The 22,840-nt window shown below is 68.0% G+C and carries 19 protein-coding genes; 8 read left to right on the top strand and 11 right to left on the bottom strand.

Annotated elements, in window-relative coordinates:
- Positions 1-9: 9 nt before the first annotated feature.
- The gene (locus tag DSD19_RS16265; RefSeq protein WP_113670361.1) at positions 10-2,199 is read left to right on the top strand and encodes a 3-hydroxyacyl-CoA dehydrogenase NAD-binding domain-containing protein; all 2,190 of its coding nucleotides are present in this window, start codon (positions 10-12) and stop codon (positions 2,197-2,199) included.
- Here the strand turns inward: DSD19_RS16265 and DSD19_RS16270 are convergent.
- Positions 2,187-2,921: a Hint domain-containing protein gene (locus tag DSD19_RS16270; protein WP_113670362.1), complete on the bottom strand. Its 735-nt coding sequence runs from the start codon at positions 2,919-2,921 to the stop codon at positions 2,187-2,189. The two genes, DSD19_RS16265 and DSD19_RS16270, sit on opposite strands and share 13 nt — an antisense overlap.
- A gap of 354 nt (positions 2,922-3,275) precedes the next feature.
- On the opposite strand from DSD19_RS16270, the gene DSD19_RS16275 reads away from it, so the two are divergent.
- A complete protein-coding gene (locus tag DSD19_RS16275; protein WP_113670363.1) occupies positions 3,276-4,907 on the top strand; it encodes a long-chain-fatty-acid--CoA ligase in 1,632 nt (543 codons plus the stop codon).
- 121 nt (positions 4,908-5,028) lie between these two features.
- Positions 5,029-6,045, top strand: a complete 1,017-nt coding sequence (locus DSD19_RS16280) for a hypothetical protein (RefSeq protein WP_075786611.1) — start codon at positions 5,029-5,031, stop codon at positions 6,043-6,045.
- Positions 6,046-6,070: 25 nt separating this feature from the next.
- Here the strand turns inward: DSD19_RS16280 and DSD19_RS16285 are convergent, their stop codons facing one another.
- The 6 genes from DSD19_RS16285 to DSD19_RS16310 form a co-directional block, all read right to left on the bottom strand.
- On the bottom strand, positions 6,071-6,598 hold the full coding sequence (locus DSD19_RS16285) for an SPOR domain-containing protein (protein ID WP_113670364.1): 528 nt from the start codon (positions 6,596-6,598) through the stop codon (positions 6,071-6,073).
- Between the two features lie 63 nt (positions 6,599-6,661).
- The gene (gene upp / locus DSD19_RS16290) at positions 6,662-7,294 is read right to left on the bottom strand and encodes a uracil phosphoribosyltransferase (protein ID WP_113670365.1); all 633 of its coding nucleotides are present in this window, start codon (positions 7,292-7,294) and stop codon (positions 6,662-6,664) included.
- Complete coding sequence (locus DSD19_RS16295; RefSeq protein WP_113670366.1) at positions 7,287-8,270, bottom strand: adenosine deaminase; 984 nt, start codon at positions 8,268-8,270, stop codon at positions 7,287-7,289. The genes upp and DSD19_RS16295 overlap by 8 nt, the downstream gene beginning before the upstream one ends.
- Positions 8,267-9,478 carry a phosphopentomutase gene (locus DSD19_RS16300; RefSeq protein WP_113670367.1) on the bottom strand — a complete coding sequence of 404 codons (1,212 nt, stop codon included), beginning with the start codon at positions 9,476-9,478 and terminating at the stop codon, positions 8,267-8,269. Before DSD19_RS16300 ends, DSD19_RS16295 begins: the two co-directional genes overlap by 4 nt.
- Positions 9,475-10,785: a thymidine phosphorylase gene (locus DSD19_RS16305; RefSeq protein ID WP_075786616.1), complete on the bottom strand. Its 1,311-nt coding sequence runs from the start codon at positions 10,783-10,785 to the stop codon at positions 9,475-9,477. The genes DSD19_RS16300 and DSD19_RS16305 overlap by 4 nt, the downstream gene beginning before the upstream one ends.
- A 1-nt stretch (position 10,786) precedes the next feature.
- Positions 10,787-11,176: a cytidine deaminase gene (locus DSD19_RS16310; protein WP_075786617.1), complete on the bottom strand. Its 390-nt coding sequence runs from the start codon at positions 11,174-11,176 to the stop codon at positions 10,787-10,789.
- 190 nt (positions 11,177-11,366) lie between these two features.
- Between DSD19_RS16310 and prpE the strand changes: the two genes are divergently transcribed.
- The 3 genes from prpE to DSD19_RS16325 all read left to right on the top strand — a co-directional run bounded on the left by prpE (position 11,367) and on the right by DSD19_RS16325 (position 16,480).
- A complete protein-coding gene (gene prpE / locus DSD19_RS16315) occupies positions 11,367-13,262 on the top strand; it encodes a propionate-CoA ligase PrpE (RefSeq protein WP_075786618.1) in 1,896 nt (631 codons plus the stop codon).
- A gap of 285 nt (positions 13,263-13,547) precedes the next feature.
- On the top strand, positions 13,548-15,065 hold the full coding sequence (locus tag DSD19_RS16320) for a response regulator (protein WP_165828158.1): 1,518 nt from the start codon (positions 13,548-13,550) through the stop codon (positions 15,063-15,065).
- Complete coding sequence (locus tag DSD19_RS16325) at positions 15,062-16,480, top strand: sigma-54 dependent transcriptional regulator (RefSeq protein WP_113670368.1); 1,419 nt, start codon at positions 15,062-15,064, stop codon at positions 16,478-16,480. Before DSD19_RS16320 ends, DSD19_RS16325 begins: the two co-directional genes overlap by 4 nt.
- Before the next feature lie 57 nt (positions 16,481-16,537).
- Here the strand turns inward: DSD19_RS16325 and DSD19_RS16330 are convergent, their stop codons facing one another.
- Complete coding sequence (locus DSD19_RS16330; protein ID WP_113670369.1) at positions 16,538-17,305, bottom strand: NAD kinase; 768 nt, start codon at positions 17,303-17,305, stop codon at positions 16,538-16,540.
- Between the two features lie 173 nt (positions 17,306-17,478).
- Here DSD19_RS16330 and glyA point away from each other — a divergent pair, with 173 nt between their 5' ends.
- Positions 17,479-18,774, top strand: coding sequence for a serine hydroxymethyltransferase (gene glyA, locus DSD19_RS16335; RefSeq protein ID WP_113670370.1), 1,296 nt, complete (start codon positions 17,479-17,481; stop codon positions 18,772-18,774).
- A gap of 431 nt (positions 18,775-19,205) precedes the next feature.
- Here the strand turns inward: glyA and hisG are convergent, their stop codons facing one another.
- The 3 genes from hisG to hisS are packed head-to-tail and all read right to left on the bottom strand — an operon-like array spanning position 19,206 to position 22,507.
- Complete coding sequence (hisG, locus tag DSD19_RS16340; protein ID WP_113670371.1) at positions 19,206-19,904, bottom strand: ATP phosphoribosyltransferase; 699 nt, start codon at positions 19,902-19,904, stop codon at positions 19,206-19,208.
- Positions 19,901-21,007, bottom strand: coding sequence for an ATP phosphoribosyltransferase regulatory subunit (locus tag DSD19_RS16345; protein ID WP_113670372.1), 1,107 nt, complete (start codon positions 21,005-21,007; stop codon positions 19,901-19,903). The genes hisG and DSD19_RS16345 overlap by 4 nt, the downstream gene beginning before the upstream one ends.
- A 3-nt stretch (positions 21,008-21,010) precedes the next feature.
- Complete coding sequence (hisS, locus tag DSD19_RS16350; protein WP_113670373.1) at positions 21,011-22,507, bottom strand: histidine--tRNA ligase; 1,497 nt, start codon at positions 22,505-22,507, stop codon at positions 21,011-21,013.
- An 85-nt stretch (positions 22,508-22,592) separates the two neighbouring features.
- On the opposite strand from hisS, the gene DSD19_RS16355 reads away from it, so the two are divergent.
- Positions 22,593-22,793, top strand: a complete 201-nt coding sequence (locus DSD19_RS16355; protein WP_075786626.1) for a hypothetical protein — start codon at positions 22,593-22,595, stop codon at positions 22,791-22,793.
- The last annotated feature ends 47 nt before the right edge of the window (positions 22,794-22,840 follow it).

Genomic DNA, 22,840 nt, shown 5'->3' on the forward strand with positions numbered 1-22,840 from the left:
GAGGCGAGAATGACCGAATTTCACTACGCGACCGATGCGGACGGCATCGCCACGATCACCTGGGATGTGCCCGGCAAAAGCATGAATGTGCTTAGCTTTACCGGCATCGAAGAGCTGAACGCCCATATCGACAGCGCGTTGGCCGACGAGGCGGTCAAGGGCATCGTGTTGACCTCGGGCAAGAAGGACTTCGCGGGCGGGATGGACCTGAATGTCATCGCCCGGATGAAACAGGAGGCGGGCGACGACCCGGCGCGGGGGCTTTTCGAAGGCCTCATGCAGCTGCATGGCCTGCTGCGGAAGATCGAGCGTGCGGGCATGGACGACCGCAACAAGGGCGGCAAGCCGATTGCCGCCGCCCTGCCCGGCACAGCGCTGGGGATCGGGCTTGAACTGCCGCTGGCCTGCCACCGGATCTTTGCCGCCGACAATCCCAAGGCCAAGATCGGCCTGCCCGAGATCATGGTCGGCATCTTCCCGGGCGGCGGCGGCACCACGCGGCTGGTGCGAAAGCTGGGTGCCATGGGGGCCTCGTCCTTCCTGCTGGAAGGCAAGCTGTCGGACCCGAAGAAGGCAAAAGCCGCAGGGCTGATCGACGAGGTGGCCGAGGACCCGGTGGCGGCCGCCCGCGCCTGGGTCTTGTCCGAACCGAACATTGTCAAGCCCTGGGACGAGAAGGGCTACAAGATGCCGGGCGGCGCGCCCTATCACCCGGCGGGCTTCATGACCTTCGTCGGCGCCTCGGCCATGGTGCATGGCAAGACCAAGGGGGTCTACCCGGCCGCCAAGGCGCTTCTGAGCGCGGTCTACGAGGGCGCGCTGGTGCCCTTCGACACGGCGCTGAAGATCGAAGCGCGCTGGTTCACCCATGTGCTGATGAACCCGTCTTCCTCGGCGATGATCCGGTCGCTCTTCATCAACAAGGAGGCGCTGGAAAAGGGCGCGGTGCGGCCAGCGGACGTGCCCGACCAGACGGTGAAGAAGCTCGGCATCCTCGGCGCGGGCATGATGGGCGCGGGCATTGCGCTGGTCTCGGCCCAGGCCGGGATCGAGGTGGTGCTGGTCGACCAGTCCCAGGAGGCCGCCGACAAGGGCCGCGCCTATACAGAATCCTACATGGACAAGGGCATCAAGCGCGGCAAGGCCAGCCCCGAGAAGAAGGCCGAGATCCTCGACCGCATCACCGCAACCACCGATTATGACGCGCTGAAAGGCGCCGATCTGATCGTCGAGGCGGTGTTCGAGGACCCGGGCATCAAGGCCGAGGTCACGAAGAAGGTGCAGGCCGCGGTGGGCCCGGATTGCATTATTGCAACCAACACCTCGACCCTGCCGATCACCGATCTGGCAAAGGCGGCGCACCGGCCCGAGGATTTCATCGGCATCCACTTCTTCAGCCCGGTCGAAAAGATGCTGCTGGTCGAGATCATCAAGGGCAAGGCCACGGGCGGCCGGGCCGTGGCCAAGGCGCTCGATTTCGTGCGCCAGATCCGCAAGACCCCCATCGTGGTCAACGATGCGCGTTTCTTCTACGCCAACCGCTGCATCATCCCCTATCTGAACGAAGGGATCCGCATGGTGGCCGAAGGCGTCTCGCCCGCACTGATCGAGAACGCGGCCCGGCTGGTGGGCATGCCGCTGGGGCCGCTGCAACTGGTCGACGAGACCTCGATCGATCTGGGCGTCAAGATCGCCAAGGCCACCCGGACCGCGATGGGCGAGGCCTATCCCGATGGTGCCGTGGACGAAGTGATCTTCTGGCTGGCCGACGAGGGTCGCCTGGGCCGGAAGGCCAAGGCCGGCTTTTACGCCTATGACGAGGCGGGCAAGCGGACCGGGCTTTGGGACGGGCTTGCCGCCAAGTTCCCGCCCGCGGCGGATCAGCCGGATGTGCACGAGGTGCAGCACCGGCTGCTGTTCGCGCAGGTGCTGGAGGCGGTGCGGGCGCTGGAGGACGGCGTGCTTATGGACATCCGCGAAGGCGATGTCGGCGCGATCCTCGGCTGGGGCTTTGCGCCCTGGTCGGGCGGGCCGCTGTCCTGGCTCGACATGATGGGGGCCGCAAAAGCCGTTGCTCTCTGCGAGGACCTGGCCCAGCGTCACGGCGACCGCTTCGCCCCGCCCGCCTTGCTGCGCGAGATGGCAGAGGCGGGCGAGAGCTTCTATGCGCGCTTCGGACCCGACGCTCAGGCGGCGTGAATCAGAAGCGCGTCGAGCAGCGGAACGGTCTGCACCACCGGCAGCCGGGGCGGAGAGGCCGCCCCGGCCTGCGCGCTTTCCAGTGCTGCGACGATGCGGCGGGCATCGTCCAGCGTAGGAATGACACCGCAGGCCAGCGCCTCGAAATGAAGCTCGCGCAGGCGGTCGATCGACAGCGTCTCGCCGACCTTGCGCGGCGGGCAATGCACCAGCGCCGCGCCATTGGCATAGACGATCTCGGGCGACTCGAACGCGATCGAGACCACCGGCACGGACGATCCCAGCAGCGGCGCCGTCCGCCGGATGCCCAGCACGCCGTCGAGAATGCTGGCCGGAAGACGAACGAACGGATCGCCGTAGATCTCTTCGGCGAGATCGGACTCGATCAGCAGGGTCTGTTCGGGCAGAAGCATCAGCGGCTGCGTGTTGTCGAGCACGCCTTCGGGCACGTCGAGAGGCCAAAGCGGCAGCGGGCAGGCCGAGGGACCGCGCCACAGAAAGCCGCGCTCGACCGACCGGATCGGCTGCGAGCCGCGGTCGAAGGTCAGCACCATGTCTCCGGGCACCAACGCCTCGACTGGGCGCCAGCCGTCGCGGGTCGCAAGCCGCGTGCCCGCGCTGAACCCGCAGGCGAGCCCGGCCAGCGACTGCGTGGCCAGATCCGCAGCCTCGGCCTCTTCGGGGACCGGTCGGCTGCCATGAAAGTTGATTCTGAATCCCATTGCGGTTACTCCCCCTTTCCGAGCGGCCCTTATGCCAAGGGTTCGGGCAGCGTCGGCACGCGGTCGACGCGGCGCCACTCTGCGGGCGCCGGTTGAATAATTCTAAATTGCGATCCCGTCCCCAATTGGACCCGATCCCGACGGCTTTGTGGCACGGGCCACCGGTCCGGCGACCAATTCCGCCTGTCGTCGGCAACGTGTGACCGAACGGGAGCTTGGCCCGACCGGCACGACCGCTGTCAGCGCGCAAAAAACGCACGGCGACCCGACCTTCGAGACGCAGACCCCTTCCCTCCGGCGGCGGCTCTGGCCAAGATCGGGCCGGGATATCGTATCGAGCGAGGGAGGTGGGCCATGGGATGGCTGTCCGATGAAACCGGTCTGGAAAAATGCGCGGCGAACTACGTGCCGCTGACGCCGCTGTCCTTTCTGAAACGCGCGGTGCGGGTCTTTCCCGACCGGGTGGCGCTGGTCTATGGCCAGCGCCGCTATACCTACCGGCAGTACCATGACCGGGTGACCCGGCTGGCCTCGGCACTGGCGGCGATGGGGGTGAAACCCGGCGACGTGGTGGCGACGCTGCTGCCCAACGTGCCCGCGCAGGCCGAGGCGACCTGGGCCGTGCCCGCCTGCGGGGCCGTGCTGAACACCATCAACATCCGGCTCGACGCCAATACCGTCAGCTACATCCTCGATCATGGCGGCGCCAGGGTGCTGTTGGTCGATCCGCAATTCCTGCCGCTCGCGGCCGATGCGCTGGAGGACATGGAGGGCGAGCGCCCCATCATCATCGAGGTCGGCGACGATCCCGAGGGCGTGCACGACTTCGGCGACTTCCCCGAATACGAAGACATCCTGGCCGAGGCCGATCCCGATTTCGACTGGATCCTGCCCGAGGACGAATGGGAAAGCCTCGCGCTGAACTATACCTCGGGCACCACCGGGCGGCCCAAGGGCGTCGTCTATCACCATCGCGGCGCCTATCTGAACGCGATGGGCCAGATCGTGAGCTGGCGTCTGGTGATGCACCCGACCTACCTGACCATCGTGCCGCTCTTTCACTGCAACGGCTGGTGCCACACCTGGATGATCGCGGCGCTCGGCGGCACTGTCGTCTGTTGCCGCGACATCACCGCCCGCGCCATCTACGATGCCATCGCCGACGAGGGCGTGACCCATTTCGGCGGCGCTCCCATCGTGATGAACATGCTGGTCAACGCGAAGGACGAGGATCGGCGCGCCTTCGACCACATTGTCGAGGTCTTTACCGCCGGCGCGCCGCCCGCCGCCGCGACGCTTGCCGCGATCGAGCCGCTGGGCTTCAACATCACCCATGTCTACGGGCTGACAGAAACCTATGGCCCCGCGACCGAATGCACCTGGCGGGCCGAGGAGTGGGACGCGCTGCCGACCGAGGAACGTGCCCGGATGAAGGCGCGTCAGGGCGTGGCCATGCCCTTCATGGAAGAGGTGACCGTTCTGGACCCGAAATCCATGGAGCAGGTGCCGAGGGACGGCCAGCACCAGGGCGAGATCATGTTCCGCGGCAACGGGGTGATGAAGGGCTATCTGAAGAACCCCCGCGCCACCCGCGAGAGCTTTCAGGGCGGCTGGTTCCATTCGGGCGATCTGGCCCATCAGCACGAGGATGGCTATTTCGAGATCGCCGACCGCGCCAAGGACATCATCATCTCGGGCGGAGAAAACGTCAGCTCGGTCGAGGTCGAGGGCGTGTTGATGCACCATCCCGATGTGCTCTTGTGTGCGGTGGTTGCGAAGCCCGACGAAAAGTGGGGCGAGGTGCCCTGCGCCTTCGTCGAATTGAAGGACGGCCATTCGGTCGATGGCGACGCGCTGATCGCCTTCGCGCGCGAACGGCTGGCGGGCTTCAAGACCCCCAAGCGGGTGGTGTTTCAGGAGCTGCCCAAGACCTCGACCGGCAAGATCCAGAAATTCGAGCTGAGAAAGATCGCGAAGACGCTCTGAAGAGACCCGTCCCGCGGCGGCCACGCGCCGCAAGGGGACGTTGTGACATTGTGGGCGGCGGGCGGGTCGGCTATCGTCCGCCGACAAACCCAGCAGAACGTGCAGGCAAGACCGGCCGCCCATGACGGCGCTCAAGAAATTCCAACGCCTCGAAAGCCCCGGCCTCTGGCGCGAAAGCCCCGAGGCCCAGCGGCGTGACGTGATCCTGTCCTTCGGCGATGCCTCGCTGGTGGTGTCGGACAGCGCCGAACGGGTGCTGACGCACTGGTCGCTGGCCGCGCTCGAGCGGCTGAACCCCGGCCAGTCGCCCGCGCTGTATTCGCCGGGGGCCGATAGCGGCGAAACGCTTGAGATCGACGACGACCTGATGGTCGAGGCGCTTGAAACGGTGCGCCGGGCCATCGGCCGGGCGCGGCCGCGTCCGGGGCGGCTGCGGATCTGGATCGTCGCGGGGACGCTGGCGGGCCTTGCGGCGCTGGCGGCGTTCTGGCTGCCCGGGGCTTTGGTGCGCCAGACCGTGGCGGTCGCCCCGCCCGAGGTGCGCGCCGAGATCGGCCAGGCGTTGCTGGCCCGGATGGCCGACGCGGCCGGCACCCCCTGCGACCGGCCCGGCGGGCAGCGCGCGCTGGACCGGCTGGCCGCGCGGCTGCTGCCGGGCACGGCGCGGACGGTGAGGGTCTTGCCCGGCGGCCTGCCGCGTGCGCTGCATCTGCCCGGCGGGGTGATCCTGCTGAACCGGGCCCTGGTCGAGGATTACGAGGACGTCGCCGCCGTGGCGGGCTTCATCCTGGCCGAGGATGCGCGCGCCGCCCGCTCGGACCCGCTGGCCGATCTGCTGCGCGCCGCCGGACCCTTGGCCACCTTCCGCCTTCTGACCACCGGCACCCTGCCCGACGGGGCGCTGTCGGCCTATGCCCACCACGTGCTGGTGGCGCCCGAAGCCCCGCTGCCCGAGGCCGACCTGCTGGCGCGCTTCGCGGCTGCCGGTCTGCCCTCGACGCCTTACGCGCTGGCCCGGGACGTGACCGGCGAGAGCGTGCGGGGGCTGATCCGGAATGACCCGTTGCAGGGACGCGAGACCGATGCGCCAATCTCCGATGGCGACTGGCTGAGGCTGCAGGCAATCTGCGGCGGCTGACAGGGGGCTTGCCCGAAAGACGGTCTCAGCGCGCGGGGGACACGGGCGTATAGCCCGCCCGCCTCAAGACGCTTTGCGCGCGGCCATGGCTTTCGCGGTCGGCGAAGGGACCCGCGAAGATCACCGTGACCAGTTCTCCATCCGCCATCACCCGGCCCTGTCGTGCCGGCAGACCCAGACGGTGCAGATCGGCCACCGCATCGCCCGCCGCATCGGCCTCGGTGAAGGCGCCGACCTGAATGTACCGGCTGCCCGCCGCGGGCGGCACCGCGACGGGCGCAACCGCTTGGGGCGGCCGAAGCGCCGGATCGACCAGGCGTTGCGGCACACGCTCGGTCCAGACCGTCCGCATCTGGGCATCGCCCCAGTCGGTCCTGCGGCCGCGCAGCGGATTGAGCCGGTCGTCTTCCCAGACCGCGCGATAGCCCGGCAGCACCTGAAGCGGCACCGCGCCAACGGGGGCGGACTCGGCCCGGACCGGCGCGGCACCGGGACACCCGAGCCCCAGCGCCAGAACCGCGGCCCCGGCCAGACGATATCGCTGATACGGCATGGCACCCTCACCTTTTCGCAAAAAGCGTGACACCGCACCCGGAGGGTGTAAAGCCGAAAACCGCTACCGCGTGCCGAACATCCGGTCGCCCGCATCGCCGAGCCCGGGCATGATATAGCCCTGCTCGTTCAGCCGTTCGTCGATCGAGGCGGTGACGATCGGCACATCGGGATGCGCCTCCTTCATCCGGGCGACGCCCTCGGGCGCGGCCAGAAGACACATGAAGCGGATGTCGTTGGCGCCGGCCTTTTTCAAAAGCTCGACCGCCGCGGCCGAGGAATTGCCGGTGGCCAGCATCGGGTCGACCACGATCACCAGCCGGTCCTTCAAATCCTGCGGCACCTTGAAATAATACTGCACCGGCTCCAGCGTGGTCTCGTCGCGGTAAAGCCCGACAAAGCCGACCCGGGCCGAGGGCACCAGCTCCAGCACACCGTCCAGCAACCCGTTGCCCGCCCGCAGGATCGAGACCAGCACCAGCTTCTTGCCCTCCAGAACCGGCGCGTCCATCGTGCAGAGCGGGGTTTCGATCCGGCGGGTGGTCATTTCCAGCTCGCGGGTGATCTCGTAGGCCAAGAGCTGGCTGATCTCGCGCAGCAGCTGCCGGAACCCGGCGGTCGAGGTGTTCTTGTCGCGCATCAGCGTCAGCTTGTGCTGCACCAGCGGGTGGGTGACAACGGTCAGATGGTCATACATCGGCGGCCTCCAGGCGGGTCTTGAGCTTTGCGCGGGTTTCCGCATCGCAGAAGGCGGCGTCAAGGGCCACCCGGTTCATCGCGGCAAAATCGCTGTCCTCCCAGCCGAAGGTTTCGGCCAGCCGGGCATATTCGCGCCGCATCGTTGTGTGGAAGAAGGGCGGATCGTCGGTCGAAACGGTCAGCTTGACGCCCGCGCGCCTCAGCCGGTCGATCGGATGGGCCGCCAGCGACGGGTAAAGCCCCAGCGCCACGTTGGACCCCGGGCAGACCTCCAGCACCGTCCCCGTCTCGGCCAGATGCTCGACCAGCCCCGGGTCCTCGATGGCGCGCACGCCATGGCCGATGCGGTCGACCCGAAGATCCGACAGCGCCTCGCGCACCGAGGCCGGGCCGCTCCATTCGCCGGCATGGACCGTCAGCCCAAGACCGGCCTCGCGCGCCATGTCGAAGGCATAGGCGAAGTCGCGCAGCCGCCCGCGGCTCTCGTCCCCCGCCATGCCGAAGCCCACGACGAAATCGCCCGCTGTCTCGGCCGCACAGCGCGCGGCCTCGCGGGCGCGGTCGGGACCAAGATGGCGGATACAGGTGACGGTGGCGCGCAGCAGGATGCCATCGCCCTCGGCGCGCTCCGACGCCTCGCGGATCGCCTCGAGATGCTCGACCCAGGCCGACAGATCGCAGCCGCCGCAAAAGTCTGGCGACAGGAAGGTTTCAAGGTAGATCACGCCTTCGGCCGCCGTCTCTTCCAGCACGGCCGCGGTCAGGCGGGCATAGTCCTCGGGCGTTTTCAGGGTCGAACAGGCGGTTTCGTAGATATCGAGAAACTGCAAGAAATCCGCGTAATAATAGGCGCCCTCGGCATCGAAAATGCGGGAAATGTCCAAGTTATGCGCCCGGGCCAAGTCGCGGATCAAGGCCGGGGGCGCGGCGCCTTCCAGATGGTGATGCAATTCGATCTTGGGCAGGTCGGTCACAGGAAACTCCGTCCGGGGCCTTGGGAGGGAACGCCGAGATGCGCCGCCACGCTGGCGCCGATATCGGCAAAGGCGCAAAGACCGGCCGCCCGTGGCCCGCCCCCGGCGCCGATGACCGGCACCCGTTCGCGGGTATGGTCGGTGCCGGTCCAGGTCGGATCGTTGCCATGATCGGCGGTGATCAGCACCAGATCGCCGGGCCGCATCCGCGCCAGAACGGGCGGCAGCGCCGCGTCGAACCATTCCAGCGCCCGGGCATAGCCCGCGACGTCGCGGCGGTGGCCGTAAAGGCTGTCGAACTCGACGAAATTGGCGAAGGTCAGGCTGCCCTCGGGCGCCTCGTCCATCAGGTCGGCCCAATGGGTCATCAGCTCGGCATCGGGGCCGGTGCGGACCTCGTCGATGCCACGCATCGAGAAGATGTCACCAATCTTGCCGATGGCCTGCACCCGCCGCCCGGCCCCCTGAACCCAGTCGCAAAGCGTCGGCGCGGGCGGAGTCATGGCATAGTCGTGCCGGCGGGGCGTCCGCACAAAGCCGGTTTCGGCGCTGCCGGTGAAGGGCCGCGCGATGACCCGGCCGATGCGCATCGCATGAAGCCGCGGCGCGATGCCCGCGCAAAGCGCATAAAGCCGGTCGAGCCCAAAGGCCTCTTCATGCGCCGCGATCTGAAAGACGCTGTCGGCCGAGGTGTAAAGGATCGGCCAGCCGGTCCGCAGATGTTCGGCGCCGAGCCGCTCGACGATCTCGGTGCCCGAGGCATGGCAATTGCCCAGCGTGCCGTCGGTGCCCGCGATCTGGCGGATCTCGGCCAGCAGATCCTCGGGGAAGGCGGGAAGCTCTCGCGGGAAATAGGTCCAGTCCCAGGGCACCGGCACCCCGGCCAGTTCCCAATGCCCCGAGGGCGTATCCTTGCCGCGCGACACCTCGGTCGCGGCGCCCCACAGCCCCTGCGGCGCGGCCCCAAGCCCCGGCGCAGTCCGCCCCGAGGCCAGACGACTGGCGGCCCCCAGACCCAGATTGTCGAGATTGTGCAATTTCAAAGGCCCGGAACGCCCGGTATCGGCGCGGCCCTCGGCACAGGCCTGTGCGATATGGACAAGTGTGTTCGCGCCGGTATCGGGCCGGTCCTCGTTGAAAAACCCGTCGGCATCGGGCGCCCCGCCGCAGCCGACGGAATCCATCACCACGAGGAAGGCCCGGCTCATCGCAGAACCCTCCGCTGCACCAGCGGCGGGATCTCGGGTGCGGTGTCGCCCAGGCGGAAGGCCGCCCGCACCCGCGCCGCAACCGCGTCGGCATCGGTGTCGCTGGCCGCGTGGACAATGGCCAGCGGCTCGCCCGGCGCGATCCGGTCGCCCAGCGCCGCCATCTCGGCCAGCCCGACCGCCGGGTTGATCCGGTCGCCCTCGCGCCGCCGCCCGCCGCCAAGCGCCACCACCGCAAGGCCCAGCGCCTCGCCGTCGATCGCCTGAACGATGCCGCCCTCGGGCGCCGTGATCTCGCAAAGCACCGGCGCGGCCGGCAGCCGGTCGGGCCAGCGCTCGACGAAATCGGCCGGGCCGCCAAGCTCGGCCACCATCTCGCCGAACTTGAGCGCGGCCTCGCCCGATTCCAGCGCATTCGCGATCCTCAGCGCGCCGTCGGCCGCATCATCGGCCAGACCGCCCAGCGCCAGTACCTCGCCGCCCAGCGCGCAGGTCAGATCCCAGAGCGCAGGCGTGACACCCGTGCCGGTCAGGGTCTCCATCACCTCGATCACCTCAAGCGCATTGCCCGCGGCGCCGACCAGCGGCTGGGACATGTCGGTGATCAGCGCGGCCGTCATGCAGCCCGCCCCCTGCGCCGTCGCAACCAGCGCGCGGGCCAGATCCTCGGCCTCTTCCATGTCCTTCATGAAGGCGCCCGACCCGACCTTGACGTCGAGAACCAGCGCCTCGAGCCCGGCAGCCAGTTTCTTGGACAGGATCGAGGCGGTGATCAGGTCGATGCTCTCGACCGTGCCCGAGACATCGCGGATCGCGTAAAGCCGCCGGTCTGCGGGGGCGATGTCGCCCGAGGCGCCGACGATGGCGCAGCCAACCTGCGCCGTGATCGCCCTGAGATCCGCGACCGACACCTCGCTGCGATAGCCGGGGATCGATTCGAGCTTGTCGAGCGTGCCGCCGGTATGACCGAGCCCGCGCCCCGAGATCATCGGCACGAAGGCGCCGCAGGCGGCGAGCGCGGGCGCCAGCGCCAGCGACACGCAATCGCCGATGCCGCCCGTCGAATGCTTGTCGAGCACCGGCCCCGGCAGGTCCCAGTCGAGCACCTTGCCGCTGTCGCGCATCGCCCGCGTCAGCCCGACCCTCTCGGGTGCGGTCAACCCGTTCAGCAGAACCGCCATGGCAAAGGCGCCCGCCTGGGCATCGGTCACGGCGCCGGTGGCGAGGCCCTCGGCGAACCAGAGCAGGTCCGCGTCGGTCAGGGCCTCGTCATCGCGAACCCGCGCGATGATGCTGCGGGCATCCATGTCAGTTGTCCATATGGGCGGGCGTGAAGGCCCCGGGCAGCAGGTCGGCCAGGGTTGCGACCCGGGTGGCGCCGCCGGTCGTGGCCAGCGTCACCCTGACCTCGGGCCCGGCGAACTCGGCCAGCTTCTGGCGACAGCCGCCGCAAGGCGGCACCGGATCGGGGCTGTCGGCAATCACCGCCACCTCGCGGATCTCGCGGCAGCCCGCAGCCACCATCGCGGCAATCGCACCGGCCTCGGCGCAGGTCCCTTCGGGATAGGCCGCGTTCTCGACATTGCAGCCGGTATAGACCTGCCCGTCCGCCCCCAGGATCGCCGCCCCGACCTTGAAGTTCGAATAGGGGGCATAGGCGTTTTCGCGCACCGCGCGGGCAGCGGTCAGTAGCGGCATGGGGTCCTCCCGTTTCCCGGACAATCTGCGGCGCCGGTGCGGCCGATGCAAGCCCACCCGAAATCGCGACGAATTGGCGCGGCGGGCGGGCGATTGCGCTAACATTCATTTGAGATGGAGTTTCTATCTTGCGCAACTTCAACTCCCTGCGTAACAGAATTGCGCCAGTTACGCGGAGGGAAGGAAAGTCATGTCATATGCCGAGGTCTACGAACGCTGGAAGGCGGACCCCAACGGCTTCTGGATGGAAGCCGCGGAGGCGATCGACTGGGTGGAAAAACCCTCCAAGGCGCTGTTCGACGAGAATGCGCCCCATTACGAATGGTTCAGCGACGGCATGGTCAACACCTGCTGGAACGCGGTCGACCGTCATGTGGAACAGGGCCGCGGCGAACAGGTCGCGATCATCTATGACAGCCCGATCACCCATACCAAGCGCGAGATCACCTATGTGGAACTGCGCAACCGCGTGGCGACGCTGGCGGGGGCGCTGCGCGACAAGGGCGTGACCAAGGGCGACCGGGTCATCATCTACATGCCGATGATCGTCGAGGCGCTGGAAGCGATGCTGGCCTGCGCGCGTCTGGGCGCGGTCCATTCGGTGGTGTTCGGCGGCTTCGCCGCGCACGAACTGGCCGTCCGGATCGACGACGCCAAGCCGAAATGCATCATGGCTGCCTCCTGCGGGATCGAGCCGGGCCGTCTGGTGCATTACAAGCCTCTGCTGGACGGCGCCATCGACCAGGCCACCCACAAGCCCGAATTCTGCGTGATCTACCAGCGCGAACAGGAAGTGGCGCAGCTGACCGAGGGCCGCGACGTCAACTGGCACGGCTTCCAGTACGGCGTTCAGCCCGCGGAATGCGTGCCGGTCGAGGGCAACCACCCCGCCTATATCCTTTATACCTCTGGCACCACCGGCCAGCCCAAGGGCGTGGTCCGTCCGACCGGCGGCCATCTGGTGGCGCTGAACTGGACGATGAAGAACATCTACAACCTCGAGCCGGGCGACGTGTTCTGGGCGGCCTCGGACGTGGGCTGGGTCGTGGGGCACAGCTATATCTGCTATGCGCCGCTGATCCACGGCAACACCACCATCGTCTTCGAGGGCAAGCCCGTGGGTACGCCCGATGCGGGCGTGTTCTGGCGGGTGATCTCGGAACACAAGGTGAAAAGCTTCTTCACCGCGCCGACCGCCTTCCGCGCCATCAAGCGCGAGGACCCGAACGGCGAATATGTCAACAAATACGACCTGACCGGGCTGAAGGCGCTGTATCTCGCGGGCGAACGCGCCGATCCGGACACCATCAAATGGGCGCAGCGCATGCTGGGCGTCCCGGTGATCGACCACTGGTGGCAGACCGAAACCGGCTGGGCCATCGCGGGCAACCCGCTGGGGATCGAGAAGCTGCCGGTCAAGATCGGCTCGCCCTCGGTGCCGATGCCGGGCTATGACGTGCATATCCTCGACGAGGGCGGCCACGAAGTCGGCGCGAACACGCTGGGCGCCATCGCGATCAAGCTGCCGCTGCCTCCGGGTACGCTGCCAACGCTGTGGAACGCCCCCGAGCGGTTCGAGAAATCCTATCTCAGCCACTTCCCCGGCTACTACGAGACCGGCGATGCAGGCTACAAGGACGAGGACGGCTATCTTTACATCATGGCGCGGACCGATGACGTCATCAACGTCGCGGGCCACCGGCTGTCGACCGGCGCCATGGAGGAAGTGCTGGCGAGCCACCCGGATGTCGCCGAATGCGCGGTGATCGGCGTCGCCGACGAGCTGAAGGGGCAACTGCCGATGGGCTTCGTGTGCCTCAACGCGGGCTGCGGCCGCGACCATGGCGAGATCGTCCGCGAATGCGTGAGACTGGTGCGCGACCAGATCGGGCCGGTCGCGGCCTTCAAGCTCGCCTGCGTCGTCGACCGGCTGCCCAAGACCCGCTCGGGCAAGATCCTGCGCGGGACCATGGCCAAGATCGCCGACGGGCTGGACTTCAAGATGCCCGCGACCATCGACGACCCGGCGATCCTCGACGAGATCGCCGATGCGGTGAAGCGGCTGGGTTACCCGCAGGCGGCCTGAGAGGCGGTCCGCGGGCCCCGGCGTCGGGTCCCGGACTGAAAAAGCACCTGGATTAGAGCCGACGCAGAGACAATCTTGCGTCGGCTCGCGTTTTTTTTACCTTTTAGGCACTTTTTTTCCCGATCCTGGCCGGACCTGACGAATAGACAGGTTGGTGCTTGGCCGCAGGCGCGATAGTAAGATGAAAATGCAACCCATGCGAGTGTAGTGATGTTGCCGATCCCGGAACGCACCGCCAGTGGGACTGTCGGCGGGGACGAGGACTTCGGCCCGACCGGTCGGGGCATGCTCGCAGAGCCGAGTTTTGCCGGGCGCGGGGCACAGAAACGCGCGGCCATGCTGGGCCATGACATGCGGGCTGCAATCTCGGATATTCTCGGCGGGCTGGCGCTGGCAGAGCTGGGTCCGCTCGACGCCGATTCCCGGTTGCAGCTCAAGCGCGTCCAAAGCGCGGCCGAACAGCTTGCCCGGCTGACCGATGAAACCGTCGCACTGATGTCGGGCGACGAGGTCGACCGGGCCGAGGTGCCGGTCCACACCCAGTTGCACCCGTTCCTCGACCGGATCGCCAGCCGCTGGCGCGCCCATGCCGACGAGCACGGGCTGACCTTCGCACTCGACGCCGATGGCGACCTGCCCGGCATTGTCGGAACCGACCCCGCCGCGCTGGAACGGATACTGGCGAACGTGATCGGCAATGCGATGAAGTATTCCCAGGCAGGAACGGTGCGGCTGCGGGTTCATATGGGGCCGCAGGAATCGCTGTGCCTGCGGGTGCGCGATGCCGGCCCCGGCTTTTCCGAGGCGGCGCTGGCACGGCTTTTCGAATTCGCCGGACGGCCGGTCGAAAGCAGCCGCCCCGGCACCGGGCTGGGGCTTCATATCGTGCGCGATCTGGCACGGCGCGTGCGCGGTCAGCTTCAGGTCGTGAACCTGGCCGATGGCGGGGCCGAGGTCTCGGTCATCCTGCCGCGCGGCGCCTGGGCGCCGGGGGTGCATGCGCCGGGCGATCTGCATGACCTGCCCGATCTGTCCCGCTGCGACGTGCTGTTGGCCGAGGACAACCCCACGAACCAGCTTCTGATGCGGCAGATGCTGGAAACCCTTGGCGCGCGCTGCACGCTGGTCAAGGACGGCCAGGCCGCGGCCGAGCTTCTGGCCGCGCGCCGCTTCGACATCGCGCTGATCGACATCGAAATGCCGCGCCTGTCGGGCATCGACGTGATCCGGCGCCTGCGCACGTCCGAAGGCGACGGGCCCGGCACCGCGGTGCTGGCGGTGACGGCCTTCGTGCTGTCGGCCAATCGCGACCAGATCTATGCCGCCGGCGCCGACGGGATCCTCGCCAAGCCGATCCTCAGCCTCGACTCGTTCGGCGAAGCCATCCTGCGGGTGTTGCGCAAGCGGCCCTGCGGCTGCATGCTGGTTCCGTCCCATGACGTCACGCCCTTCGACGCGCTGCATCTCGACCGGTTGCTGGCGCTGGCGGGGCCCGAGGACGGGCGCGAGCTTCTGACCCGGATGCGGGACGATCTCGAAACCGTGCGCGCCGGTCTGACCGAGGCCCTCGCTCAGGGCGACCGGGCCAAGCTGCGGTCGCAAACCCATGTGCTGATCTCGCTGGCGGGCGCAGTCGGCAATGGCGCCCTGCAGGCGATGGCCGAAAACCTCAATGCCGCCGCACGCCTGCCCGACGAGGCCGAGATCGCGCGGCTCTGCCCAGGCACAATCACCAGCATCGATGACCTCTGCACCGCGCTCCGGGCCGAATTCGACAGCCGTTACAGCAAGGCAGGCGCATGAGTGTTCCCCCGCTTCTGATGATCGAGGACACACCGTCTCTGCAGATGATTTACGAGACGGTGCTGCGCAATGCCGGTTACAAGGTGGTCTCGGCCTCGACCGCGGAAGAGGGGCTGGCGGCGTTCCGCGAACTCAAGCCGCCGGTCGTGCTGCTGGACCTGATGCTGCCCGATCGTCCGGGGCAGGAGTTGTTGCAGGAATTTTTGTCCCTCGCGCCGGAAACCCGGGTGATCGTGGTCACCGCCAACGGCTCGATCAATCGCGCGGTCGAGGCGATGCGGGCCGGCGCCTATGAATTTCTGCTCAAGCCCTTCAACGAACAGCGCTTCCTGCATGCGGTCGAAACCGCGCTGGCCGAACGCGGCGCGGTCCGCGAACCGCCGACCCCCGCCCCGCCGGTCCGGACAACCCCGGAACCGCCGACGGGCTTTGTCGGCAGTTCGCCGCAGATGGTGGCGGTCTACGACCGGATCGCCTCGGTCGGCAGGTCCAAGGCCACGGTCTTCATCACCGGCGAAAGCGGCACCGGCAAGGAGATCTGCGCGCAAGCCGTGCATGCCGCCTCGGCGCGGGCCGACGGCCCCTTCGTGCCGCTCAACTGCGCCGCAATCCCGCGCGATCTTCTGGAATCCGAGGTCTTCGGCCATCTCAAGGGCGCCTTCACCGGGGCGCTGGCCGACAAGCCTGGCGCGGCGGCGGTCGCCGACGGCGGGACGCTCTTCCTCGACGAGATCTGCGAAATGGACATGGGGCTGCAGACCAAGCTCCTGCGCTTCCTGCAGACCTCGACGGTGCAGCCGATCGGCGCCTCGCATCCGCGCAAGGTCAATGTCCGGATCGTCTGCGCGACGAACCGCGATCCGCTCGAGGAGGTCAAGCTCGGCCGGTTCCGCGAGGATCTCTACTACCGCCTGCACGTGGTGCCGATCCACCTGCCGCCGCTGCGCGATCGCGGCGAGGACGTCGTCGAGATCGCCCAGGCCGCACTCGAGAAGCTTTCGGCCGAGGAGGAGCGCAGCTTCGACAGGCTCGCGCCCGACGTCGCGGACCTGTTCCGGCGCCTGCCCTGGCCCGGCAACGTGCGTCAGTTGCTGAACGTGCTGCGCCATGCGGTGGTGCTGAACCAGGGCCCCGAGGTCACGCTCGACATGTTGCCGATCGCGCTGCAGCAAGAGCGCGGGCGTCTGGCGGGGCCGGGTTTCAGCCCGCAGCCGACGACCGGCAGTACGACGCCGCCGGTCCAGGTCGAAGACCTGATCGGCCGTACGCTGGCCGAGATCGAGCAAGTGGTGATCGAAGGCACCATCGCACGGGAAGGCGGCTCGTTGCCGCGCGCGGCCAAGGTGCTCGACGTGTCGCCCTCGACGCTTTACCGAAAACGCGAGGCTTGGGCGCGCAAGGACCAGGTCGGCTGACCGGTCCGCGCCCCCGATTTTTCGCAGAAAAATCGCGCCTGCCCCGGCCGCCGGGTTCTAAAGAAACTGTTCGCGGATCAGCCGCTCTTCGAGCCCGTGGCCCGGATCGAACAGGATCCGGTGCGCAATGGCCGATTCCGACCGGATCTCGACCATGCTGACCACCCCCGCCCCACGGCTGTCGCCCTCGGCCATGACCGGGCGCTTGGCCGGTTGCAGAACTTCGATCTTCACTGTCGCCCGCTTGGGCAGCAACGCGCCACGCCAGCGCCGCGGCCGATAGGGTGCGACCGCCGTCAGGGCCAGCACATCCGATCCGATCGGCAGGATCGGACCGTGGGCCGAATAGTTGTAGGCCGTCGAGCCCGCCGGGGTCGCCACCAGAGCACCGTCGCAGACCAGTTCCTCGAGCCGCACCTTGCCATCGACCGAAATCCTAAGCTTGGCCGCCTGGGGTCCCGCGCGCAGAAGGCTGACCTCGTTGATCGCCAGCGCCTCCACCACCGCCCCGTCCGGCCGGGTCGCCCTCAGTCTGAGCGGGTTGAGGATCTCTTCGGCGGCCGCCTCCAGCCGCTCGATCAGACAATCCTCCTGAAACTCGTTCATCAGAAAGCCGATGGTGCCGCAATTCATGCCATAGACGGGCAGGTCATGCGCCTGCGTCGCATGCAGCGTCTGCAGCATGAAGCCGTCGCCGCCCAGCGCCACGATCACCTCGGCCGCCTCCGGCGCGGTCTGGCCGTAACGCGCGGTCAGCCGGTCCAGCGCGCCCTCGGCGCTCGCCGTTTCGCTTGCCAGAAAGGCGATCCTCGTCCTGCCGGCCATGTCCCTGTCCTTCGCGCGTTTCCGGCCAAGTCATTGCGCGCGCCGATCGGAAACACAAGGCCCGGCTCCGCCCCGCGCCGGACCCCGGCCCCGGCCAAAACGGGCTTTTGCGATGCCCGGCCTTCCGATAGAACCACCGTCATCCGGCCCAGGCTGTTTCGAGGAGACCCAAGATGAATGCCCATCACCAAGACAGTGGCTTTTTCCAAGACGACCTTGCCACCCGCGACCCCGAAATCGCCAAGGCCATCGGCCTGGAGCTTGGCCGCCAGCGCGACGAGATCGAGCTGATCGCCTCGGAGAACATCGTCAGCCGCGCCGTGATGGAGGCCCAAGGCTCGGTGATGACCAACAAATATGCCGAAGGCTACCCCGGCAAGCGCTATTACGGCGGCTGCCAGTTCGTCGACATAGCCGAGACCCTGGCGATCGAACGCGCCTGCAAGCTGTTCGACGTGGCCTTCGCCAATGTCCAGCCGAACTCGGGCAGCCAGGCCAACCAGGGCGTCTTCACCGCGCTTTTGAAACCCGGCGACACCATCCTCGGCATGAGCCTCGATGCGGGCGGCCACCTGACCCATGGCGCCGCCCCGAACCAGTCGGGCAAATGGTTCAACGCCGTCCAGTACGGCGTGCGCGAAAGCGATCTCGAGATCGACTACGACCAGATCGCGGCGCTGGCCAATGAGCACAAGCCCAAGCTGATCATCGCCGGCGGCTCGGCCATTCCGCGCATCATCGACTTCAAGCGTTTCCGCGAGATTGCCGACAGCGTGGGGGCTTATCTCATGGTCGACATGGCCCATTTCGCGGGTCTGGTGGCGGCGGGCCTGTATCCCTCGCCCTTCCCGCATGCCCATGTCGCCACCACCACGACACACAAGACCCTGCGCGGGCCGCGCGGCGGCATGATCCTGACGAATGACGAGGCGCTGGCCAAGAAGTTCAACTCGGCCATCTTCCCGGGCATCCAGGGCGGGCCGCTGATGCATGTGATCGCGGGCAAGGCCGTGGCCTTCGGCGAGGCGCTGCGCCCCGAGTTCAAGGTCTATCAGGACCAGGTCATCAAGAACGCCAAGGCTCTTGGCGCGACGCTGGTCGAGGGCGGGCTCAGCCTTGTGACGAACGGCACCGACAGCCACGTGCTGCTGGTCGACCTGCGGCCCAAGGGTGTGAAGGGCAACGCCACCGAAAAGGCCCTTGGCCGCGCCCATATCACCTGCAACAAGAACGGCATCCCCTTCGACACCGAAAAGCCCACGATCACCAGCGGCATCCGTCTGGGCAGCCCCGCCGGAACGACCCGCGGCTTCGGCGAGGAGGAATTCGCCCAGATCGGCCGCTGGATCACCGAGGTCGTGGACGGGCTCGCCGCCAATGGCGAAGAGGGTAACGCTGAGGTCGAGGCCCGGGTCAAGGCCGAGGTCGCGACGCTCTGCGCCCGCTTCCCGATCTATCCCGCGCTCTGAGCCTGCCGTCCAGACGCCTGCCGAAGGCGTTCTGGACGGACCCGCCCGGCGCGATGGTTCGCAGACAACGTGCGGCCGCCGGTCGAGCGGAACCGTGCGGATGCCCTGCCGCCCGGTCGTCAGGACGGGTTTGTCCGACACGTCTTCTGCTGCAGGCCTGATGCGCGTTGGCCGCTTGCAGGCCTTCAGAGGGTCCGTTGTTCTTGTCTTGACCAAAGGATCGGGGGCGACGGCTATGGCGGCCCCCTGAGGCCCGCTGTGGCCCTTCACCCGCCACAAGTCTGTCAGGCTATCCGATCGGCCCCGGGAGCGGGACTACCGAAACCGGTGCGCAGGCCGGAGGAGCGGCGGCAAATCCATGCGCCGCACGTGACACCCGAAACGGCGTCAGAAGCACGGTCGAATGGCACCGGGACCCGCCCGCCCGAAGGTCAGCCTCCCAGCCCCAGACGGTCCAGCAGGTCGCGCAGGTTCACGCGGTCCGCGTCGCTGTAATCGGCCGAGCGCGACTTGAAAAGCGTCGCCTGGCTGCGGTGGATCAGCCCGTCGGACAGAATTTTCAGGTGGTTGGCGCGCAGCGTCTCTCCGGTCGAGGTGATGTCGGCGATGGCCTCGGCGGTCAGGTTCTTGACCGTGCCCTCGGTCGCGCCCTGGCTGTCGACCAGCTGATAGTCGGCCACCCCCGCATCGCGCAGGAAGACCCGCACCAGGCGGTGATACTTGGTCGCGATCCGCAGCCGGTGTCCATGGGCCGCACGGAAGGCCGCCGCCGCCGCGTCGAGATCGTCGAGCGTGTCGACATCGGCCCAGCAGCGCGGCACCGCGATGATCAGATCGGCAAAGCCGAAGCCCATGGGTTCAAGCGCCAGCACGCGGTGTTCCCAGTCGGCAATCCGCTCCTGCACAAGATCGGACCCGGTCACGCCCAGATGGATGCGCCCCGAAGCCAGCTCGCGCGGGATCTCGCCCGCCGAGAGCAGCACCAGCTCGATCCCGTCGACACCCTCGACCGCCCCCGAATATTCGCGCTCGGACCCGGTGCGGGCGATGGCAATGCCGCGCTCGGCGAACCAGTCGAAGGTCTTTTCCATCAGCCGCCCCTTGGACGGCACCCCGAGTTTCAGCGTCATGCCAGCGCCTCCGTCAGCGACAGCACCAGTTCGGGCCGGACCACGCCGCCGACCGCGGGCACCTCGCGGCCGCGCCCCAGAATGCGGGTCAGCGCGTCATAGCGCCCGCCCGTGGCGACCGGCGGCAGCCCCGGCTTGCGCTCGGCGTAGAAGCCGAAGACGAAGCCGTCGTAATATTCCATCGTGGTCCGGCCATAGCTCGCCTCGAAATCCAGCAGATCGACGTCGATCCCCTGCCCCGCCAGCGCGTCGAGCCTCGCCTGCATCCGGTCGACCGCGGGACCGATGGTCTTGAGGTCGACCGCAATGTCGCGCAGATGCGCCAGCGCATGGACCGAGGTCTCGCGGATCGACAACAGATCCTCCAGAAGTTCAGTCTCGCCGGTCGAAACCGGCGGCTCGGCCGCGTCCTGCACCAGCGCATGCAGCCTGTGGGCCACATCGGCGCGCGAGCGCAGCCCGATTTCCGGCGCGGCCGCCTTCAGCACCGCCTCGACCCCATGCGCCTCGATCTCGGCCAGCAGGCGCTTGCGGCTTTCGGGCAGCGGGATGCGCCCCGCGAACCGTTCCAGAAGCGCGCGGAACCGGCGCGGCCGCCAGACATGCCGACGCAGCGCCGCCTTGCGCTTGTCGGTCGTGGAAAGCCCGTCGACGGCGGCAAGGATCAGCCCGATATCGCCGGTCGCGGCCCGCAGGTCGAGCGGCGAGAGCGCCTCGGAAAACAGCGCAAACACCTCGGCATCGGCCTCGGCCGGGCTGTCGCCGCCGAAAAGCTCGTAGCCGACCTGGATATATTCGTTGGGCCGGGACGGGTCGCGTTCCTGCCGCCGGAACACCTCGCCGCAATAGGTGTAGCGGGCCGGGTCGGCGGCGCTGTCCATATGCATCTGCACCACCGGCACGGTGAAATCGGGGCGCAGCATCTGTTCGCCCCGCAGCGCGTCCGAGGTCACATAGGCCCGCGCCCGGATGTCCTCGCCATAAAGGTCGAGCAGGGTCTCGGCCGGTTGCAGGATCGCGGTCTGAACCGGCTCGGCCCCCGCGCCCCGGAAGAACACATGCAGCCGTTCGGCCTGTGCGAGGATGCGGCCCTTGTCCTGCACCGCTCAGCCCTCGCCCTGGGCCAGCAGCCGCCGGACCTCGGCCACCAGATCCGCGCGCGCCGCCTCGAACTGGGCGGGCTGGGACTTCCATTCCTCGAGGCTGGCGCTTTCGGCGATCTTCGCGCCCAGCACCAGGTCCTTGATCTGCACGACGCCGCGCGCCGCCTCGTCGCTGCCCTGGATGATGGCGACGGGCGACTGGCGTTTGTCGGCGTATTTCAGCTGGTTGCCGAAGTTCTTCGGATTGCCCAGATAGACCTCGGCGCGGATGCCGGCACTGCGCAGCTCGCCCACCATGGTCTGATACTCGGCCATCCGGTCGCGATCCATCACGGTCACGATCACCGGCCCGTCCATTCCGGCCCCGGCGCGGCCCTTGGCGCGCAGCGCCGCCAGCAGCCGGTCGACCCCGATCGAGACACCGGTCGCGGGCACGTCCTGTCCGGTGAAGCGCTTGACCAGATCGTCATAGCGCCCGCCGCCCGCGACGGACCCGAACTGCCGCGGCCGCCCCTTCTCGTCGAGGATCTCGAAGGTCAGCTCGGCCTCGAAGACCGGGCCGGTATAATAGCCAAGCCCCCGCACGACGGAGGGGTCGAGGATGATACGGTCGGGGCCATAGCCCTGGGCGTCGAGCAGGGTGGCGATGGTTTCCAGCTCGTCGACGCCTTCGGCCCCCATGGCCGAGCCCGCAACCAGCTCGCGCAGCCGCGCGCAGGTTTCGGCGCCGGTCTCGCGGCGGGCGGCCATGAAGCCCATCACCACCTCGGCCTGCGCCTCGGACAGCTTCGCGCCATCGGTGAAATCGCCCGAGTCGTCCTTGCGGCCCTCGCCCAGAAGCGCGCGCACACCCGCCTCGCCCAGCCGGTCGAGCTTGTCGATGGCGCGCAGAACGATACCGCGTGCGGCCTCGTATTTCGAGGGATCGGCGGGGTCGAGCACGCCCGCAACCTCCATCACCCCGTTCAGGACCTTGCGGTTGTTCACCCGGACAACATAGTCACCGCGCGGGATGCCGACTGTTTCCAGCGCATCCGAGAGCATCGCGCAGACCTCGGCATCGGCGGCAACGGTCGCGGCGCCAACCGTGTCGGCATCGCATTGATAGAACTGGCGGAACCGCCCCGGCCCCGGCTTTTCGTTGCGCCAGACCGGCCCCATGGCATAGCGCCGGTAGGGGCTGGGCAGATCGTTGCGGAACTGCGCCGCGACCCGGGCGAGCGGCGCGGTCAGGTCGTAGCGGAGCGCGACCCAGTCGCTGTCTTCCTCCTGCCAGGCGAAGACGCCTTCGTTGGGACGGTCGACATCGGGCAGGAACTTGCCCAGCGCCTCGACGGTTTCGACGGCAGAGGTCTCAAGAGGATCGTAACCATAGCGGTGGTAGACCTCGGCGATACGGTCGAGCATCGCCTTTCGTTCCGTGACATCGATGCCGAAATAGTCGCGGAACCCCTTGGGCGTCTCGGCCCTGGGGCGGCGGGGTTTCTTGTCCTTGGCCATCGGTCTCTCGCCACTGCCTACGCGTCGCGCGGGGTCTAGCGGAAGGGGGGCCGGGGGGCAAGGTCGCGCAAGGTCCGGAGGACGCATGGATCGGGAACTGACGGCACTGGAAACGCGGCTGACCCGGCTGGGCACCGAGGTCGAGGGGCTGACACGCGCCATCGACCGGCAGGCGAAAGAGATCGCCGGGTTTCAGCGTCTGGTCGCCGGAACGCTTGCACGCAGCGCGGCACGCGACCGGGCGGATGCGGGGTCGGAACGGCAACCGGCACAAGTGGCGCGCTGACCCCGCGGGCCCGCGCGAACGGCCGGTGGAGCGCCTTGGGTATTTGA

It is taken from the genome of Rhodovulum sp. BSW8 (assembly GCF_003314725.1).
Classification (GTDB): domain Bacteria; phylum Pseudomonadota; class Alphaproteobacteria; order Rhodobacterales; family Rhodobacteraceae; genus Rhodovulum; species Rhodovulum visakhapatnamense.

Coding starts and splice junctions, on each gene's coding strand:
- DSD19_RS16265 (WP_113670361.1), top strand. CDS start 10: ATGACCGAATTTCACTACGCGACCGATGCGGACGGCATCGCCACGATC.
- DSD19_RS16270 (WP_113670362.1), bottom strand. CDS start 2,921: ATGGGATTCAGAATCAACTTTCATGGCAGCCGACCGGTCCCCGAAGAG.
- DSD19_RS16275 (WP_113670363.1), top strand. CDS start 3,276: ATGGGATGGCTGTCCGATGAAACCGGTCTGGAAAAATGCGCGGCGAAC.
- DSD19_RS16280 (WP_075786611.1), top strand. CDS start 5,029: ATGACGGCGCTCAAGAAATTCCAACGCCTCGAAAGCCCCGGCCTCTGG.
- DSD19_RS16285 (WP_113670364.1), bottom strand. CDS start 6,598: ATGCCGTATCAGCGATATCGTCTGGCCGGGGCCGCGGTTCTGGCGCTG.
- upp (WP_113670365.1), bottom strand. CDS start 7,294: ATGTATGACCATCTGACCGTTGTCACCCACCCGCTGGTGCAGCACAAG.
- DSD19_RS16300 (WP_113670367.1), bottom strand. CDS start 9,478: ATGAGCCGGGCCTTCCTCGTGGTGATGGATTCCGTCGGCTGCGGCGGG.
- DSD19_RS16305 (WP_075786616.1), bottom strand. CDS start 10,785: ATGGATGCCCGCAGCATCATCGCGCGGGTTCGCGATGACGAGGCCCTG.
- DSD19_RS16310 (WP_075786617.1), bottom strand. CDS start 11,176: ATGCCGCTACTGACCGCTGCCCGCGCGGTGCGCGAAAACGCCTATGCC.
- prpE (WP_075786618.1), top strand. CDS start 11,367: ATGTCATATGCCGAGGTCTACGAACGCTGGAAGGCGGACCCCAACGGC.
- DSD19_RS16320 (WP_165828158.1), top strand. CDS start 13,548: ATGCTCGCAGAGCCGAGTTTTGCCGGGCGCGGGGCACAGAAACGCGCG.
- DSD19_RS16325 (WP_113670368.1), top strand. CDS start 15,062: ATGAGTGTTCCCCCGCTTCTGATGATCGAGGACACACCGTCTCTGCAG.
- DSD19_RS16330 (WP_113670369.1), bottom strand. CDS start 17,305: ATGGCCGGCAGGACGAGGATCGCCTTTCTGGCAAGCGAAACGGCGAGC.
- glyA (WP_113670370.1), top strand. CDS start 17,479: ATGAATGCCCATCACCAAGACAGTGGCTTTTTCCAAGACGACCTTGCC.
- hisG (WP_113670371.1), bottom strand. CDS start 19,904: ATGACGCTGAAACTCGGGGTGCCGTCCAAGGGGCGGCTGATGGAAAAG.
- hisS (WP_113670373.1), bottom strand. CDS start 22,507: ATGGCCAAGGACAAGAAACCCCGCCGCCCCAGGGCCGAGACGCCCAAG.
- DSD19_RS16355 (WP_075786626.1), top strand. CDS start 22,593: ATGGATCGGGAACTGACGGCACTGGAAACGCGGCTGACCCGGCTGGGC.